General features: G+C 75.4%; 11 protein-coding genes. 9 read left to right on the top strand and 2 right to left on the bottom strand.

From position 1 onward, the window contains the following. The first annotated feature begins 23 nt into the window (after positions 1 to 23). From ACF08D_RS29395 to ACF08D_RS29385, 3 genes are all read left to right on the top strand, one after another. Positions 24 to 1,199: an acyl-CoA dehydrogenase family protein gene (locus ACF08D_RS29395; RefSeq protein ID WP_392226912.1), complete on the top strand. Its 1,176-nt coding sequence runs from the start codon at positions 24 to 26 to the stop codon at positions 1,197 to 1,199. Positions 1,200 to 1,258: 59 nt separating this feature from the next. Continuing rightward, entirely contained in the window at positions 1,259 to 2,434 is a 1,176-nt protein-coding gene (locus ACF08D_RS29390) for an acyl-CoA dehydrogenase family protein (RefSeq protein ID WP_392226910.1), read from the top strand. 160 nt (positions 2,435 to 2,594) lie between these two features. Then, positions 2,595 to 3,206 (top strand): TetR/AcrR family transcriptional regulator, encoded by a 612-nt coding sequence (locus tag ACF08D_RS29385; RefSeq protein WP_392226909.1) that lies wholly within the window; start codon positions 2,595 to 2,597, stop codon positions 3,204 to 3,206. A gap of 30 nt (positions 3,207 to 3,236) precedes the next feature. Here ACF08D_RS29385 and ACF08D_RS29380 read toward each other — a convergent pair whose 3' ends face one another. Next, positions 3,237 to 4,130, bottom strand: a complete 894-nt coding sequence (locus ACF08D_RS29380) for a helix-turn-helix domain-containing protein (RefSeq protein ID WP_392226908.1) — start codon at positions 4,128 to 4,130, stop codon at positions 3,237 to 3,239. Between the two features lie 147 nt (positions 4,131 to 4,277). On the opposite strand from ACF08D_RS29380, the gene ACF08D_RS29375 reads away from it, so the two are divergent. After that, positions 4,278 to 4,919: an NAD(P)-dependent oxidoreductase gene (locus tag ACF08D_RS29375; RefSeq protein WP_392226907.1), complete on the top strand. Its 642-nt coding sequence runs from the start codon at positions 4,278 to 4,280 to the stop codon at positions 4,917 to 4,919. Positions 4,920 to 4,936: 17 nt separating this feature from the next. Here the strand turns inward: ACF08D_RS29375 and ACF08D_RS29370 are convergent, their stop codons facing one another. Next, positions 4,937 to 7,201, bottom strand: a complete 2,265-nt coding sequence (locus tag ACF08D_RS29370; protein WP_392226906.1) for an FUSC family protein — start codon at positions 7,199 to 7,201, stop codon at positions 4,937 to 4,939. Positions 7,202 to 7,481: 280 nt separating this feature from the next. Here ACF08D_RS29370 and ACF08D_RS29365 point away from each other — a divergent pair, with 280 nt between their 5' ends. The 5 genes from ACF08D_RS29365 to ACF08D_RS29345 all read left to right on the top strand — a co-directional run bounded on the left by ACF08D_RS29365 (position 7,482) and on the right by ACF08D_RS29345 (position 15,385). Further along, positions 7,482 to 9,377 (top strand): glycoside hydrolase family 15 protein, encoded by a 1,896-nt coding sequence (locus ACF08D_RS29365; protein ID WP_392226905.1) that lies wholly within the window; start codon positions 7,482 to 7,484, stop codon positions 9,375 to 9,377. 63 nt (positions 9,378 to 9,440) lie between these two features. Continuing rightward, complete coding sequence (locus ACF08D_RS29360; RefSeq protein WP_392226904.1) at positions 9,441 to 11,093, top strand: GMC family oxidoreductase; 1,653 nt, start codon at positions 9,441 to 9,443, stop codon at positions 11,091 to 11,093. A 23-nt stretch (positions 11,094 to 11,116) separates the two neighbouring features. Beyond that, positions 11,117 to 12,505, top strand: coding sequence for a glucose-6-phosphate dehydrogenase (gene zwf / locus ACF08D_RS29355; protein WP_392226902.1), 1,389 nt, complete (start codon positions 11,117 to 11,119; stop codon positions 12,503 to 12,505). 222 nt (positions 12,506 to 12,727) lie between these two features. Continuing rightward, entirely contained in the window at positions 12,728 to 13,639 is a 912-nt protein-coding gene (locus ACF08D_RS29350) for an endonuclease/exonuclease/phosphatase family protein (protein ID WP_392226900.1), read from the top strand. Between the two features lie 81 nt (positions 13,640 to 13,720). Next, positions 13,721 to 15,385 (top strand): SDR family oxidoreductase, encoded by a 1,665-nt coding sequence (locus ACF08D_RS29345; protein WP_392226899.1) that lies wholly within the window; start codon positions 13,721 to 13,723, stop codon positions 15,383 to 15,385. Positions 15,386 to 15,403: the final 18 nt, after the last annotated feature.

Below are 15,403 nucleotides of genomic sequence, written 5' to 3'. Positions count from 1 at the left end.
CCGGAGATCTGGAGGAACCCGCCATGGACTTCCGCTACACCCCCGAACAGGCCGGCCTGAAGGCCCGAGCCGCCGCCTACGCACGGCTCCTGATGCGGTACGAGGACCAGTCCGAGGAGGCGGGCGGCCCGCTGCCCGCCGACACGGTCCGTGAACTGACCCGCGCCGCCATCGACGCCGGTGTCTACGCCATCAACATGCCCCGGGAGTGGGGCGGGGCGGGGCTCACCCTGCTGGACCAGGTGATCGTCGAGGAGGAGTTCGGCAAGGTCACCAACTGCCTCTGGGACATCCCCTGGCGCCCCGCCAACGTCCTCGCGTACGGCACCGACGCCCAGCGGGAGAAGTACCTGCTGCCGGTCGTACGGGGCGAGCGCTTCGACGCCTTCGCGGTCACCGAGCCGGGCGCCGGCTCCGACCCCGGCTCGGGCACCAGCACCGCCACCCGCACCGACGCGGGCTGGCTGCTCAACGGCGAGAAGTGGTTCGTCACCTGCGGCGACATCGCCGACTTCCTGCTGGTCCAGGCCGACGCCGGCCCCGAGCGCGCCCCGACCCTGTTCTTCGTGGACAAGGGGGCCGCCGGTGTCGAGATGACCCGCGTCCCCCGCTTCATGCACTCCGCGGTGAACGGGCACCCCGAATTCACCTTCACCGACGTCTTCGTCCCCGACGAGGACGTGCTCGGCGGGGTCGGCAACGGCTACGAACTGACCAAGGAGTGGTTCACCGACGAGCGCCTGATGATCGCCGCCCGTACCGTCGGCGCGGCCGAGCGGGCGCTGGAGCTGGCGCGGGACTGGGCGGTCCAGCGGCGGCAGTTCGGGTCGCCGATCGCGGACTTCCAGCTGGTGCAGGGGATGCTGGCGGACTGCGCGGTGGACATCGCGGTCAACCGCGCCTACACCCACCAGGTCGCCTGGGAGGCCGACCAGCCGGGCACCGACCGCAAGACGCTGCACGCCAAGGCGTCGACGGCGAAGCTGGCGGCGAGCGAGGCGGCCGGCCGGGTGATCGACCGGTGCGTGCAGATCTTCGGCGGCCGGGGCTACGACCGCTCGTACCCGGTCGAGCGCATGTACCGGGAGCTGCGCGTCGACCGGATCTGGGAGGGCACCTCCGAGATCCAGCGCCTGATCATCGCCAATGAACTCGTCAAGCGCGGCACCCGGGTCCTCGCCCTGCCCACCGCCCCCTGAATCCCCCTTCGCTCTCTCCCTCCTCTCCCCTCTCCCCGCGATCCGGAGGACACACCGGCATGGACTTCCGCCTCACCGCCCGCCAGGAGCAGCTCAGGCGCTCCGCCCGCGCGCTCACCGACCTGATCAGCGCCTACGAGAACGACTGCGAGGAGAACAACGGCCTGCCCCCGAGCGCCCACGAGAAGATCCGCGACGCCGTCCTCGACAGCGGCCTCCAGGCGGTCAACATGCCGGCCGAGTGGGGAGGCGCGGGCCTCACCATCCTGGAGCAGGCCGTCGTCCAGGCCGAACTGGGCCGCCTCACCGGCGCGCTGTGGGACATGGTGTGGCGCCCGGCCAACGCCCTGACCCACTGCACCCCCGAACAGCGCGCCCGCTATCTGGAGCCGGTCATCCGGGGCGAGCGCCGCGACTGCTACGCCGTCAGCGAGCCCGGGGCCGGATCCGACCCCCAGAGTCTGACGACCACCGCCACGCGGACCGGCGGCGGCTGGCTGCTCAACGGCGAGAAGTGGTTCGTGACGGTCGGCGACCACGCGGACTTCATGATCGTGCTCGCCGCCGCGGGGGAGGAGCGGGCGCCGACCCTCTTCCTGGTCGACAAGGACACGCCCGGCGTCGAGATGACCCGGGTGCCCCGCTGGATGCACACCTTCGTCTACGAGCACCCCGAGTTCACCCTCACCGACGTCCGCGTCCCGGACGACGCCGTCCTCGGCGGGGTGGGCGACGGCTACGACATCACCCGCTCCTGGTTCACCGAGGAACGCCTGATGATCGCCGCGCGGACGATCGGCGCGGCCGAGCGGGCGCTGGAGCTGGCGCGGGACTGGGCGGTGGAGCGGCGGCAGTTCGGGTCGCCGATCGCGGACTTCCAGCTGGTGCAGGGGATGCTGGCGGACTGCGCGGTGGACATCGCGGTCAACCGCGCCTACACCCACCAGGTCGCCTGGGAGGTGGACGAGGGGGTCGCCGACCGCAAGACCCTCCACGCCAAGGCGGCCATCGCCAAGCTGGCGGCGAGCGAGGCGTCCGGGCGGGTGATCGACCGGTGCGTGCAGATCTTCGGCGGCCGGGGCTACGACCGCTCGTACCCGGTCGAGCGCCTCTACCGCGAGCTGCGCGTCGACCGGATCTGGGAGGGCACCTCCGAGATCCAGCGGCTGATTGTCGCGGGGGAGCTGGTCAAGCGCGGCACCGGCGTCCTGCGGATGCCGTCACCGGCCGCCTGACGGCCGGCGCCCCTCCCGCCCCGGCGGCGGCCCGGCTTCCCGGGCCGCCGCCGTGTCCCCCGTACGACCGGGGAGGCGGGGTGGGCGAGAATGATGATCCGGAGGCCCGGCGGCGGGCCCGTCCGCCGCCCCGGCGGGCGCCGACACGGGGAGAAGCCGAGTGACCAAGGCCGAACGCGCGCAGGAGACACGCGAGCGCATCCTCACGGCCGCGTGCGAAGTGATCGCCGACATCGGGTTCGAGAACATCAGCATGCGCAAGGTGGCCGACCACGCGGGTGTGTCGAAGGCCCTGCTCCACTACCACTTCGACACCCGCGAGAAGCTCTTCGCCGAGGCGATGACGCACTCCTTCGCCCAGACCGGCACCTACGCCGGTGACGACGGCGGCACCGCCCCCGCCGCCGTCGTCCTGGCCCGGATCGTCCGCAGCATGCTGCCCACCGACGAGGAGCTGCGGCAGGACTGGAAGCTCTGGCAGGAGCTGTGGGTGCGGGCCCAGCGGGACACCGCGGCCCGGCACCTCGCCGTCGACCTGTACGACCAGCTGCACGCCTGGGTCGGCGGGGCGGTGGAACGCGGTGTCGCCTCCGGGGAGTTCACCGACTGCGACACCGACGCGGTCGCCACCCTGATCCTGGCCCTCTCCGACGGCCTCGGCATCCGCGTCATGCTGGACGACCCCAAGGTCGGCCTCGCCGCCGCCCGTTCCACCCTCTGGCGCACCGTCGCCCCCCACCTCGGCATCCCGCCGGCGTTCCCGGAGAGCTGACGCCCCGCCCGAAGGCGCGCACCTCGCCGGTCATCGCCTGGTGTCCGCCGCCGCGCCGCGTACGGAGTCGCGGAAGCCCAGCGGGGTGACACCGGTCCGGTGCTGGAAGAACTTGCCGAAGTTGGTCGCGCTGGAGAAGCCCAGCGCCAGCGCGATCCCGCCGGCGGTCCGGTCGCTGTGGGCGAGCAGCCGCCTGGCCTCCAGCACCACCCGCCGGTCGATGAACTCCTTCGCGCCCACCCCGGCGGCGGCGAGCGTCGCCCGGGACAGCGTCCGGGGCGCGTAGCCCAGCGCGCGGGCGTAGTCCTCCACCCGGCGCGTACGGGTGAAGCCGGCCTCCACCGCGTCCCGGAAGCGCTCGTAGGGGCCCTCCGGCCGGCCGCCGGGACCACCGCCCGGCGACGGCGGGACGGCGTGCGCCAGGCGCAGCACCAGCACCGCCAGCAGATGGCGCAGCGCCGCCCGGTGCGCCTCCAGCGGCAGCCGCCCCAGCGCCCCGAACTCGTGTCGCAGGTGCTCGGCGGCCAGGAGCAGCGCCCCGGCGTCGTCCGGGCCGGGGGTGGCGACGGCGGCGGCGTACGGATCGGCCAGCCGCGCCGCGCCGGCGGTCGCGGCGTCCAGGAACTCCGTCTCGAACAGCACCACATGGCCCTCGGCCGCACCCAGGTCGTACCACTGCTGCACCTGCCCCGGCCGCACCCACAGCCAGGAGCCCGGCACCACCCGGTGGACCGTGAAGTCCACCGCGTGCCGCAGCTCCCCGGAGAGCGGCGCCATCAGGTGGTGGAAGGAGGGACGCTGCGGTGTCAGGACGCTCCGCCGCGGCAGCCGCGCCGCCAGCTCCCCGAAGGTCAGCACCTCGACGCCCGACGGCACCCCGGGCGGGGCGGCGAAGGGCACCTCCCTGATCGGCCCGCCGTCCATGGCTTCTCCCGGGTGTGTCGGATTCTGACCATCATCCGTCGCCACCGTACCCCGAGGCGCCCTGCCCCGCCTCCTACGTTGGAACACGCCGGGCCCCACCGGGCCCGGCGACGTCCGAATCGGAGCACCACGCGAGAGGGAACCACCATGAGGATCAGTCTGTTCGGGGCCACCGGAATGATCGGCAGCCGGATCGCCGCCGAGGCGGTGCGCCGGGGCCACGAGGTCGTCGCCGTCTCCCGCTCCGGCGAGGCGCCGGTGCCGGGACCCGGTGTGACGGCCGTCGCCGCCGACGCCGCCACCGCCCGGCAGGTCGCCGAGGCGGTCGCCGGCGCCGACGTGGTGGCCTCCGCGCTGGTACCGCCCCGGGACGGCACCGACCCCCGAGTGCCGTTCGCCGCCCTGTACGACGCCTTCCTGCGGGGCGTACGCGCCGGCGGCGCCGGCCGGGTGGTCGTCGTCGGCGGCGCGGGGTCCCTGACCACCGCGGACGGCGTGCCGCTGGCCGACGCCCCCGGGTTCCCCGCCGCGTACCGGGGGGAGGCCCTGGCCCACGCCGACCTGCTCGCCGTGCTGCGCCGCACCACCGACCTCGACTGGACCTATGTCTCCCCGGCCGCGCTGATAGCCCCGGGGGAGCGGACGGGCACCTTCCGGGTCGGCGGCGACACCCTGCTCACCGACGCCGAGGGCGAGAGCCGCATCAGCGCCGAGGACTACGCCGTGGCCTTCGTCGACGAGCTGGAGAAGGGCGGCCACCCCCGCGCCCGGATCTCCGTCGCGTACTGAGCCGGGGGGCCCGGGGCTCAGCGGATCTCCCGGCCCGCTCCGGTCAGCAGCCGTACGTCGTGCCGGAGGACCGCCAGCCACTGCCGCAGGTCGGCCAGTTCGGGCACGCCCGCCCGGGGCACCACCGCCGCGCCGGGCCCCGGGACGTCCGGCGGCGGGCCCTGGCCACAGGCGGCGGCGTCCGCGACCGCCGTCAGGGAGCGGGCCAGGCTCTCCGCCCGGCTCCGCAGCGCGTCCCCGTCCCGCTCGGGAACGGCGCCCGCACCGGGCCGGTCGTACAGCGGCAGCCAGTACGCGCCCGCCAGGGTGTGCTGCCCGATCATCAGGGCCGCGTGCCAGTCCAGCGCCTCACCGCCCGGTTCCCTCGCGCCGCCCGGTTCCCCCGTGCCGCCCGGGGCGTCCTCCCGGCCGCCGCGGCCGGGCGCGCCGGGGCCGGCCGCGCGGCCGGGGCGGGCGGCCGGTTCGGTCAGATACTGGGCGTACGCCGTCTGGGCGAGGAACAGGGCATGGGCGGCCGGTTCGCCGTCCACCCCGGCCGCCCGCCGGGCCGGGCCGCCGGCCAGCGCGGCCGCCGTGGAGGCGACCAGCCCGGCGCACTCCCGCAGCAGGTGCGCCATCGCGGTGCGCAGCTCCCGCCGGGCGCCCCTCGGCCACGCCAGCAGCCCGCACACCAGCCCGATCGCACTGCCCGTGAGGACGTCCAGCAGCCGTACCTCGTCGAGCTGCCAGCTCACCGGCGCCAGCTGGGCGAACACCACCGACACCACCACGGTGAACAGGCCCTGCGCCCACGCCACGCCGAGCAGCGGACCCACCGTGAACGCCACCATCATCACCGGGGCGAGGAGCGCGGCGTACACCGCCGGAGCCGGCCCCGCCGCCGTCAGCAGCGCCGCCGCGGCCAGGGCGCCCACCAGCGTCCCGCCCAGCGCCCGGGCCACCACCGACCGGGTCTGGAGCACCGTCGTCCGCACCAGCGTCAGCACGGCCAGCAGCACCCAGAAGCCGTGCGACAGGTCCAGCAGCCCCGCCACCAGCCGGGCCGCGGCCAGCCCCAGCGCCACCCGCACGGCGTTCTGGAACAGCACCGAGCGGGGCGTCAGGTGCCCGCGCACCCGCCGGGCCCACAGCCGGAGGGCCGGGGCGTCCGCGTACCAGAACAGCGACCGCGGCTCCACCGGGCCGACCCGCCGGCCCAGCAGGGCGATCCGCACCGCCAGCTCCACATTGCGCGCCGACTCCGCGGCGGCCAGCACCGCCGACCTCAGCGCCGGGTCGGCCTCCGGCCGGGAGCGCACCTCCCGGTGCCGCGCGGACTGGAACCCCACGATCGCCGGATGGACGGTGCCCGGGCGTGGCGGGGCGCTCCCGCGCAGTGCCGCCGCCGTCTGCTGGAGCGTGTCCGCCATCGCCGCCAGCAGCGCGGTCACCAGCGGGTCGGGACGCCCGGCGCGGCCGGGGTCGCCGGAACGGTCCGGGCCCGTGGTGACGAGCTGGTGGAGCTGGTGCAGCAGGGTCCGCGCGGACGCCCCGGCCTGGGCGTAGGCCCGGCTCGACCGGGTGGGCGCGGCGGGCCGCTCCTGCGGGGGCAGCGTGGCGGGACTCAGGGCGTCCGCCACGGCGAGGGCGTCCACCCCGGGCGCGGCGCCGGTTCCGCCGCCGTCCGCCGCGCCGGGCCGGCCGCCCGCGCCGGCGGCCGGGGAGGCGGCGAGAGCGGCGGCGGTGCCGACCGCCAGCGCCAGCCGTGCCCGGTGGCCCGGGGCGGCGCGCTCCGGCAGGACCCAGCGCTCCGCGGCGGCCAGCAGGACCAGCCCCAGGGCGATCCCCGCCAGCCGGTCGCCCAGCTGCTCCGGCGCGTACGGCGGGAAGCACGCCAGGATGCAGCAGAGCTGGAGCCCGCTGGACGGGCCCGCCGGACGCGGCCCCGCGACGGCGGCGAACATCAGCGCGAAACCCACCACGAAGATGCCGAGCACCGCCGTCCACGTCCACACCGCGATCCAGGTCCCCAGCGCCGTCAGCGCGAGCGCCGCCGGCAGCGCCTTGAGCACCCCCGCCGCCGCGGCCCGGCCCGACCCCGCCGTACGGGACAGCACGCCCAGCGCGATCACCGCGAACAGCGCGTACACCGCCATCACCGGCCGCTCCAGGCCGTACCGGCAGGGGAAGAAGCCCACCGACACGGCGAGCGTGACCCGGAACGCCGAGCGCAGCGCGGCCCGGTGCCGGGCGTCGCGCCACACCCCGGCGGCGGCACGGACCCGCCGCGGGAGCCTGCTCACCGGCGCCACGGCACGGGGCGGCACGCCCGGCCCGGCGGGGCGGGGGAGCGGTGCCGCGTACCGGCGTCCGTACGTACTCGGTGCAAGGCCGTTCCACCTCCGGCGCAGCCGGTGACCGAACCGGGGCGCGCCGGTCGCGCGCGTCCCGGTTCCAGCGTAGGCGCGAGGGCGCCGGCCCGCCGGTCCCGGACGGCGCCCCGCCGCCGGACGCGCCGGATCCGGGGGCCCCGGCGACAATGGGACGGTGACGGGCAGGACGGCACACCCCCTGGAGGGTCCCGTGCAGCGCTATCCCCTCATCGCGGACCACGGCCTGGTGGGCGACCTCCAGACCGCGGCCGTCATCTCGGCGGAGGGCGTCGTCGACTGGTACGCCGCCCCCCGGTTCGACTCGCCGGGCGTCTTCGCCGCGCTCCTCGACCACGACCGGGGAGGGCACTTCGCGCTCGGCCCCGACCCGCCCGACGGCACCACCAGCAAACAGCTCTACTACCCCGGCACGGCGGTGCTGGTGACCCGCTTCATGTCACCCGGCGGAGTGGGCGAACTCCTCGACTGGATGCCCCCGTTGCTCACCCGGGCACCCAGCGACCGGCACACCCTGTTCCGCATGGTGCGCTGCATGCGCGGCTCGGTGCGCTTCCGCCTCGCCTGCGCGCCCCGGTTCGACTTCGGGCGCGACCGCCACACGCTCACCACCGAGGGCGACCGGCACGCCGTCTTCCACGGCACCCGGCTCGACGCCCACGTCGGGGCCACCTTCCCGCTGCGGCGCCGTGGCGACGACATCGAGGGCACGGTCGCGCTGAACGCCGGCGAGAGCGCGGGCGCCGCCCTCACCGTGTGCGCCACCGGCGGCCCGCCACCCGCCCCGCCCACCACCGGCGAGCTGACCGACCGGCTGTGGGACGCGATCCGCTTCTGGCAGGGCTGGGTGCGCACCACCCGCTACCGGGGCCGCTGGCCCGACATGGTCCACCGCTCCGCCATCACCCTCAAGCTGCTCACCCACCTGCCCACCGGGGCGCCGATCGCCGCCGCCACCATGGGCCTGCCCGAACAGGTCGGCGGCGAGCGCAACTGGGACTACCGCTACACCTGGATCCGGGACGGCTCCCTGTCCGTACGGGCCCTGCTGGACCTGGGGTTCGAGGAGGAGGCGGCCGCCTTCACCGACTGGCTGACCCGCCGCCTCTCCGAGCGGGCCGACCTGCCGCACGGCCCCGCCGGCACCCCCTTGCAGATCATGTACCGGGTGGACGGCGACCCCGACCTGCCCGAGGAGACCCTGCCGCACCTGGAGGGCTACCGGGGCTCCGCCCCCGTCCGGGTCGGCAACGCCGCCAAGGACCAGCTCCAGCTCGACATCTACGGCGAGGCCCTCTACGCCCTCGCCCAGGAACGCGGCTCCGGCGGGCGGGGCGGCGCGCCCCGGCTCTCGTACCGCGACTGGCGCGCCATCGCCCGCGTGCTCGACGAGCTCACCACCCGCTGGGACCGGCCCGACGACGGCATCTGGGAGACCCGGGGCGGCCGCAAGGACTTCACCTTCAGCCGGGTGATGACCTGGGTGGCCTTCGACCGCGGCCTGCGCCTGGCGGACCGGCTCTCCTGGCCCGCCGACGCCGCCCGCTGGCGCGCCACCCGGGACGCCGTCTTCGCCCAGATCATGGACAAGGGCTGGCACCCCGGCCGCCGCGCCTTCGTCCAGCACTACGACGACGACGTCCTCGACTCCTCGCTCCTCCTCGTCCCCCGGGTCGGCTTCGCGTCCCCCACCGACCCCGACTGGCTCAGCACCCTCGACGCCATGGAGAAGGGGCTCGTCTCCGACAGCCTGGTCTACCGCTACGACCCCCACGCCTCGCCCGACGGACTGCGCGGCAGCGAGGGCACCTTCAGCCTGTGCAGCTTCCTGTGGGTCGACGCCCTGGCGCGCGCCGGACGGCTGGAACAGGCCCGCTTCGCCTTCGAGAAGATGCTCACCTACGCCAACCACGTCGGCCTGTTCGCCGAGGAGATCGGCCCCAGCGGGGAGCAACTGGGCAACTTCCCGCAGGCGTTCACCCACCTCGCGCTCGTCATGGCGGCGACCACCCTCGACGACGCCCTCGACCGGCGCCTGCTGGGCGGCGAGGCGAAACCCCCGGAACGGATGCCGCCGCACCTGATGTGACCGCGCCCCGGGCCGGGGACGCGCGGATGCGGGCCCCGGGAAGCCCGCCTAGCGTGGAAGGGAATGACCCCGTGTCCGGCGGCCCGGAGTCCGGAGCCCTCGCGTCCGGCGGATCGGTGCCAAGAGGCCTCGGAGGGATCCGTGGACGACCAGCACTACGACGTGGTCATCGTCGGAAGCGGCGCCGGCGGGGGCACCCTCGCCCACCGCCTCGCCCCGTCCGGCAAACGCGTCCTGCTCATCGAACGCGGCGGCCACCTGCCGCGGGAACGCGACAACTGGGACTCGCGGGCCGTGTTCGTCGAGTCCCGCTACCGCGCGCCCGACCTCTGGTACGACCACGACGGCAAGCCGTTCCCGCCCGAGGTCAACTACTACGTCGGCGGCAACACCAAGTTCTACGGCGCCGCCCTCTTCCGGCTGCGCCCCCGGGACTTCCACGAGATCGTGCACCACGGCGGCCTCTCACCGGCCTGGCCCCTCGACTACGGCGACCTGGAGCCCTACTACGGCGAGGCCGAGCACCTCTACCGCGTCCACGGCCACCACGGCGACGACCCCACCGAGGGCCCGTCGAGCACCCCGTACGCCCATCCGCCGGTCACCCACGCGCCGCGCATCGCCCAACTCGCCGAGCAGTTGAGCGCTTTGGGACTGCACCCCTTCCCGCTGCCCATCGGCGTCGACCTCACCGAGGGGCCCGACGGGCTGCCCACCCGCGACAGCGCCTGCATCCGCTGCGACCGCGTCGACGGCTTCCCCTGCCCGCTGCTCGCCAAGTCGGACGCCGAGACCGTCTGCGTCACCCCCGCGCTGCGCCACCAGAACCTCACCCTCCTCACCGGCGCCCGGGTGGACCGCCTGGAGACCGACCCCACCGGCCGGACCGTCACCCGCGCGGTGACCACCCTGGAGGACGGCACCGTCGTCCGCTTCCGCGCCGACGTGTTCGCGGTGGCCTGCGGAGCGGTCAACACGGCCGTCCTGCTGCTGAAGTCCGCCTCCGACCGCCACCCCGGCGGCCTGGCCAACAGCTCCGACACCGTCGGCCGGCACTACCTCCGCCACAACAACGAGGCCCTGATGGCGGTGTCCCGGGAGCCCAACCCCACCCGCTTCCAGAAGACCCTCGCGGTCAACGACTTCTACGCCGGTGCCGACGACTGGGACTACCCCCTCGGCGGCATCCAGATGCTCGGCAAGTCCGACGCCGAGCAGATCCGCGCCGACGCCCCCCACTGGGCCGGTCTCGGCCCGCCCGACATGCCCCTGGAAGTCCTCGCCCACCACTCGGTCGACTTCTGGCTGTGCGGCGAGGACCTGCCGGACCCACGCAACCGGGTCACCCTCGACCGGGACGGCGCCGTCCACCTCGCCCTGCGCGACACCAACACCGAGGGCCTGCGGCGGCTGCGGCACCGGCTGGAGAGCATGCTGGAGGACCTCGGCATGCACCCCCACCACCTGCTGCCCCACAAGGCGTACCTGCACAAGGACATGCCCATCGGCGCCACCGCCCACCAGGCGGGCACCGTCCGCTTCGGCACCGACCCCGCCACCTCGGCCCTGGACCCCGACTGCCGCGCCCACGACCTCGACAACCTGTACGTCGTCGACGCGTCCTTCCTCCCCAGCATCGGCGCCGTCAACCCGTCCCTCACCGTGATGGCGAACGCGCTGCGGGTGGGCGACCACCTGGTACGACGGCTCGGCTGACCCCACCCCGAACGGGAGACACCATGGCAACGGACCGCGTGGACGCGCTCGTCATCTTCGGCGCCACCGGAGATCTCGCCAAACTGGAGACCTTCCCCGCGCTCGCCGGACTGGCCGGACGCGGCATGCTCGACGTGCCGGTCATCGGCGTGGCCAGGAGCGGGTGGGGCCTCGACCAGTTCCGCGACTACGCCGCCGCCTCACTGCGGCACGCCGGCATCGACCCGGACGGAGCGCCCGGCCGCCGCGTCCTGGAAGCGCTGCGCTACATCGACGGCGACCTCACCGACCCGGCGACGTACGACACCCTCGGGCGGACGCTCGGCGACTCCCGCCGCGCGCTGTTCTACCTGGAGGTCCCCCCGGCCCTCTTCGGCCGCATCGCCCAGGGCATCGCCACCACCGGGCACGCCGAGGGTGCCCGGGTGATGATCGAGAAGCCCTTCGGCACCGACCTGCGCAGCGCCCGCGAACTCAACGCGACCGTCCACCAGGTCTTCCCCGAGGACGCGGTCTTCCGCGTCGACCACTGGCTCGGCCTGGAGCAGATGCAGAACCTGATGTACGCCCGGTTCGCCAACTCCGTCCTCGAACCGCTGCTCAACCGCACCTACGTGGACAGCGTCCAGATCACCATGGGCGAGGCGTTCGGCGTCGACGACCGGGGCCGCTTCTACGACCGCACCGGCGCCGTGCGGGACGTCCTCCAGAACCACCTGCTCCAAGTGCTCGCCACCGTCACCGCCGACCCCCCGGACGGGCCGGGACTGTCCGAGTGGGACGACGCCCGCGCCCGGGTCGTCACCGCGCTGGAACCACTGGACCCGCGCACCACCGTCTTCGGCCAGTACACCGGCTACGACAAGGTCGAGGGCGTCGAACCCGGCTCCCGCACCGAGACGTTCGTGGCGGCGCGCCTCTCCCTGGACTCCTGGCGCTGGGCAGGCGTGCCCATCCTCATCCGGGCCGGCAAGAAGCTGCCCGTGTCCGCCACCGAGGTCGTCGTCACCTTCCGCAGGCCCCCGACCGACGTCTTCGGCCTCGGCGACGCCCTGGGCGCCGACCACCTGCGGGTACGGCTGCGCCCCGACACCGCCCTCAGCCTGGGCCTGCTCGGCAAGAAGCCCGGGCCCGGCGCCGCCGCGCAGCGCGAGGCGCTGGCCTTCCACCGGAGCGCGGCGCTCGACATGCGCCCCTACGACCGGCTCATCGGCGCGGCCCTCGCGGGAGAGCGCTGGATGTTCGCCCGGCAGGACACCGTCGAGGCCGCGTGGCGCGCCGTCGACCCGGTGCTCACCGGGGACCTCGCCCCGCACCCGTACGACCCGGGCACCTGGGGCCCGGAACAGGCCGACACGGTCCTGCCGCCGGGCGTCCGGTGGGAGGAACCCCTGCCGCCGGACGCCCACTGACGCTCCTGCCGGCCTACGCCGTCGGCAGCTTGCCGCTCCTGGTCAGGACCTCGTCCATGAACCACGGCACGGTGACCACGCGCCGGTCACCCCGGTCGCCGTCCGGGAACCCGATCCGGTGCGGGTGCGTCGTCGTCCGGTGTGGACAGGGGTACGGGAACGCGCACGCGGCCGGCCGGGACCAGCGGGCCGGGGCGGTCCTCGCCCTGGCGGCGGGGGCGGGTGGTGGCCGCGACCGCCGTCGCCGCGGCCTGCCTGCTGGCCTTCCCCGGTGCCGTGCCCCGGACCGCCGGGCGTCCCGACAGCCTGGTCGTGACGTTCCTGCCGTGGCTGGGGCTGCTCCTGCCCGTCCTGCTGGTCGCGGCCCGGCTGCGGCGCTCCGCCCTCGCGCTGCTCGCCCTGCTGCTGCCCGCCGGGGTGTGGCTCGCCCGGTACGGCGGGGAGCCACCGGAGCCCCCCGCGACCGGCCCCGGCGTCATCACCGTCGTCCAGCACAACGCCGCCGACGACAACCGCGACCCGGCCGGCACCGCCCGCGCCCTGACTCGCGCCCGGCCCCGGCTCATCGCCCTCCAGGAGCTGACCACGGCCGCCCTGCCCGCCTACCGGGCCGTGCTCGCGCCCGGCTACCCGTACCACGCGGTCCACGGGACCGTGGGGCTGTGGTCGGCGTACCCGCTGCGTGACGTCCGGCCGCTGGACATCCGGCCGCCCGGGTTCGGCCCCGACTGGAACCGGGGGCTGCGCGCCACCGCGCTGACGCCGTACGGCCGGACCGCCGTCCACGTCGTCCACCTGCCGTCCGTGCGCCTGCGCCCCGCCACCGGCCTCGACTCCGCCGCCCGGGACGCCGCCGCCGCGCGCCTCGGTGCCGCGATCGCCGCCGAACCCGAGGAACGGCTCCTCCTGCTCGGCGACCTCAACGCCACCGCCGGCGACCCGGGACTCGCCCCCGTCACCACCCGGCTGCGCCCGGCCCCGCAGCGGCTTGCCTTCAGCCGGCCCGCCGCGCTGCCGGTGGCCCGCATCGACCAGGTCCTGGCTCGTTCCGCGACCGTCCTCGGCATCCGGCCGCTGCCCGCCACCGGCAGCGACCACCTCCCGGTCGCCGCCACGATCCGCCTGCGCCCCTGAACGCACGCATCCGGCGACCGCCCCCGCGCCGAACAGCACCGAGGACCGCGCCACGACAGGCACCGCGCGGTCCCAGCGGTGATGATCGGGTACAAGGGCACGACACCGGACGGACGGGCGGAGGAACGGACTGTGGACACGGGGCGAGCCGAGCACGACTCGGGGGCGGGGCTGCACTGCCTGGTCACCGGGGCCACGGGCTACATCGGCGGACGGCTGGTGCCGCAGCTGCTGGACGCGGGCCACCGGGTGCGCTGCCTGGCCCGCACCCCCGCCAAACTGCGCGACCACCCCTGGGCGGGCGACGCCGAGGTGGTCCGGGGCGACGTCACCGACACCGAGTCCGTCGCCGCCGCGATGCGCGGCATCGACGTGGCGTACTACCTGGTCCACGCCCTCGGCACCGGCAAGGACTTCGAGGAGACCGACCGCAGGGCCGCCCGCGTCTTCGCGGAGCAGGCCCACAGGGCGGGCGTGCGGCGCATCGTCTACCTCGGCGGCCTCACCCCCGAAGGCGTCCCCGAACGGCACCTCTCGCCGCACCTGCGCTCGCGCGCCGAGGTCGGCCGCATCCTCCTCGACGGCCCGGTCCCCGCCGTCGTCCTCCGCGCCGCCGTCATCATCGGCTCCGGCTCGGCCTCCTTCGAGATGCTGCGGTACCTCACCGAACGCCTCCCCGTGATGGTCACCCCCAGCTGGGTGCGCACCCGCATCCAGCCCATCGGCGTCCGGGACGTGCTGCGCTACCTCGTCGGCTCCGCCCGCGTGCCGGGCACCGTGAACCGCACCTTCGACATCGGCGGCCCCGACGTGGTCACCTACCGCGACATGATGCGCCGTTACGCGGCCGTCGCCGGGCTCACCCGGCGCCTGATCGTGCCCGTGCCCGTCCTCACCCCCGGCCTGTCCAGCCACTGGGTCGGTATCGTCACCCCCGTACCGGCGTCCATCGCGCGCCCCCTCACCGAGTCGCTGCGCCACGAGGTCGTCTGCCACGAGCACGACATCGCGCGGTACGTGCCCGACGGCCCCGGCCTGCCGCTGCCCTTCGACGAGGCGCTGGCCCTCGCCCTGCGGCGGGTCGGGGACGCGCAGGTCGCCACCCGGTGGTCCTCCGCCGCCGTCCCCGGCGCGCCCAGCGACCCGCTGCCCACCGACCCCGACTGGGCGGGCGGCAGCCTCTACCGCGACCGGCGGCAGCTGTCCGTGGACGCCCCGCGCGACGCCCTGTGGCGGGTGATCGAGGGCATCGGCGGCGACAACGGCTGGTACTCCTTCCCGCTGGCCTGGGCGGTACGGGGCTGGCTGGACCGCTTCGTCGGCGGCGTCGGCCTGCGGCGCGGGCGCCGCGACGCCGAACGGCTCCGGGTGGGCGACTCGCTGGACTTCTGGCGGGTGGAGGAGATCGAGCCGGGCCACCTGCTGCGGCTGCGCGCCGAGATGCGGCTGCCGGGCCTCGCCTGGCTGGAGATGTACGCCGAGACCGGTGACGACGGCCGCACCCGCTACCGGCAGCAGGCGCTGTTCCACCCGCGCGGCCTGCTCGGGCACCTGTACTGGTGGAGCGTCTCGCCCTTCCACGCCGTGGTGTTCGGCGGCATGGCCCGCAACATCACCCAGGCGGCGGCCAAGGGCCTGGCGTCCCGCAAGGACGACCCGGCCCCCAAGCGGTCCCGGCTCGCCCGCCGGGCCCGCCGCGACCGCAGGGACCGCCGTACGGACCCGGCCCGCCGGGCCGGCCGGTAGCGGCGCCACGCCCCGCCG

The sequence above is a fragment of the Streptomyces sp. NPDC015131 genome, assembly GCF_043079975.1.
GTDB lineage: Bacteria > Actinomycetota > Actinomycetes > Streptomycetales > Streptomycetaceae > Streptomyces.
The sequence above is the reverse complement of the archived record's forward strand: the minus strand, read 5'-3'. Positions and strand labels throughout refer to the sequence as shown.

What these genes read in the sequence shown, in the direction of transcription:
- ACF08D_RS29345 (WP_392226899.1), top strand. Translation starts at nt 13,721, where the DNA reads ATGATCGGGTACAAGGGCACGACACCGGACGGACGGGCGGAGGAACGG.
- ACF08D_RS29360 (WP_392226904.1), top strand. Translation starts at nt 9,441, where the DNA reads ATGACCCCGTGTCCGGCGGCCCGGAGTCCGGAGCCCTCGCGTCCGGCG.
- ACF08D_RS29390 (WP_392226910.1), top strand. Translation starts at nt 1,259, where the DNA reads ATGGACTTCCGCCTCACCGCCCGCCAGGAGCAGCTCAGGCGCTCCGCC.
- ACF08D_RS29375 (WP_392226907.1), top strand. Translation starts at nt 4,278, where the DNA reads ATGAGGATCAGTCTGTTCGGGGCCACCGGAATGATCGGCAGCCGGATC.
- zwf (WP_392226902.1), top strand. Translation starts at nt 11,117, where the DNA reads ATGGCAACGGACCGCGTGGACGCGCTCGTCATCTTCGGCGCCACCGGA.
- ACF08D_RS29380 (WP_392226908.1), bottom strand. Translation starts at nt 4,130, where the DNA reads ATGGACGGCGGGCCGATCAGGGAGGTGCCCTTCGCCGCCCCGCCCGGG.
- ACF08D_RS29395 (WP_392226912.1), top strand. Translation starts at nt 24, where the DNA reads ATGGACTTCCGCTACACCCCCGAACAGGCCGGCCTGAAGGCCCGAGCC.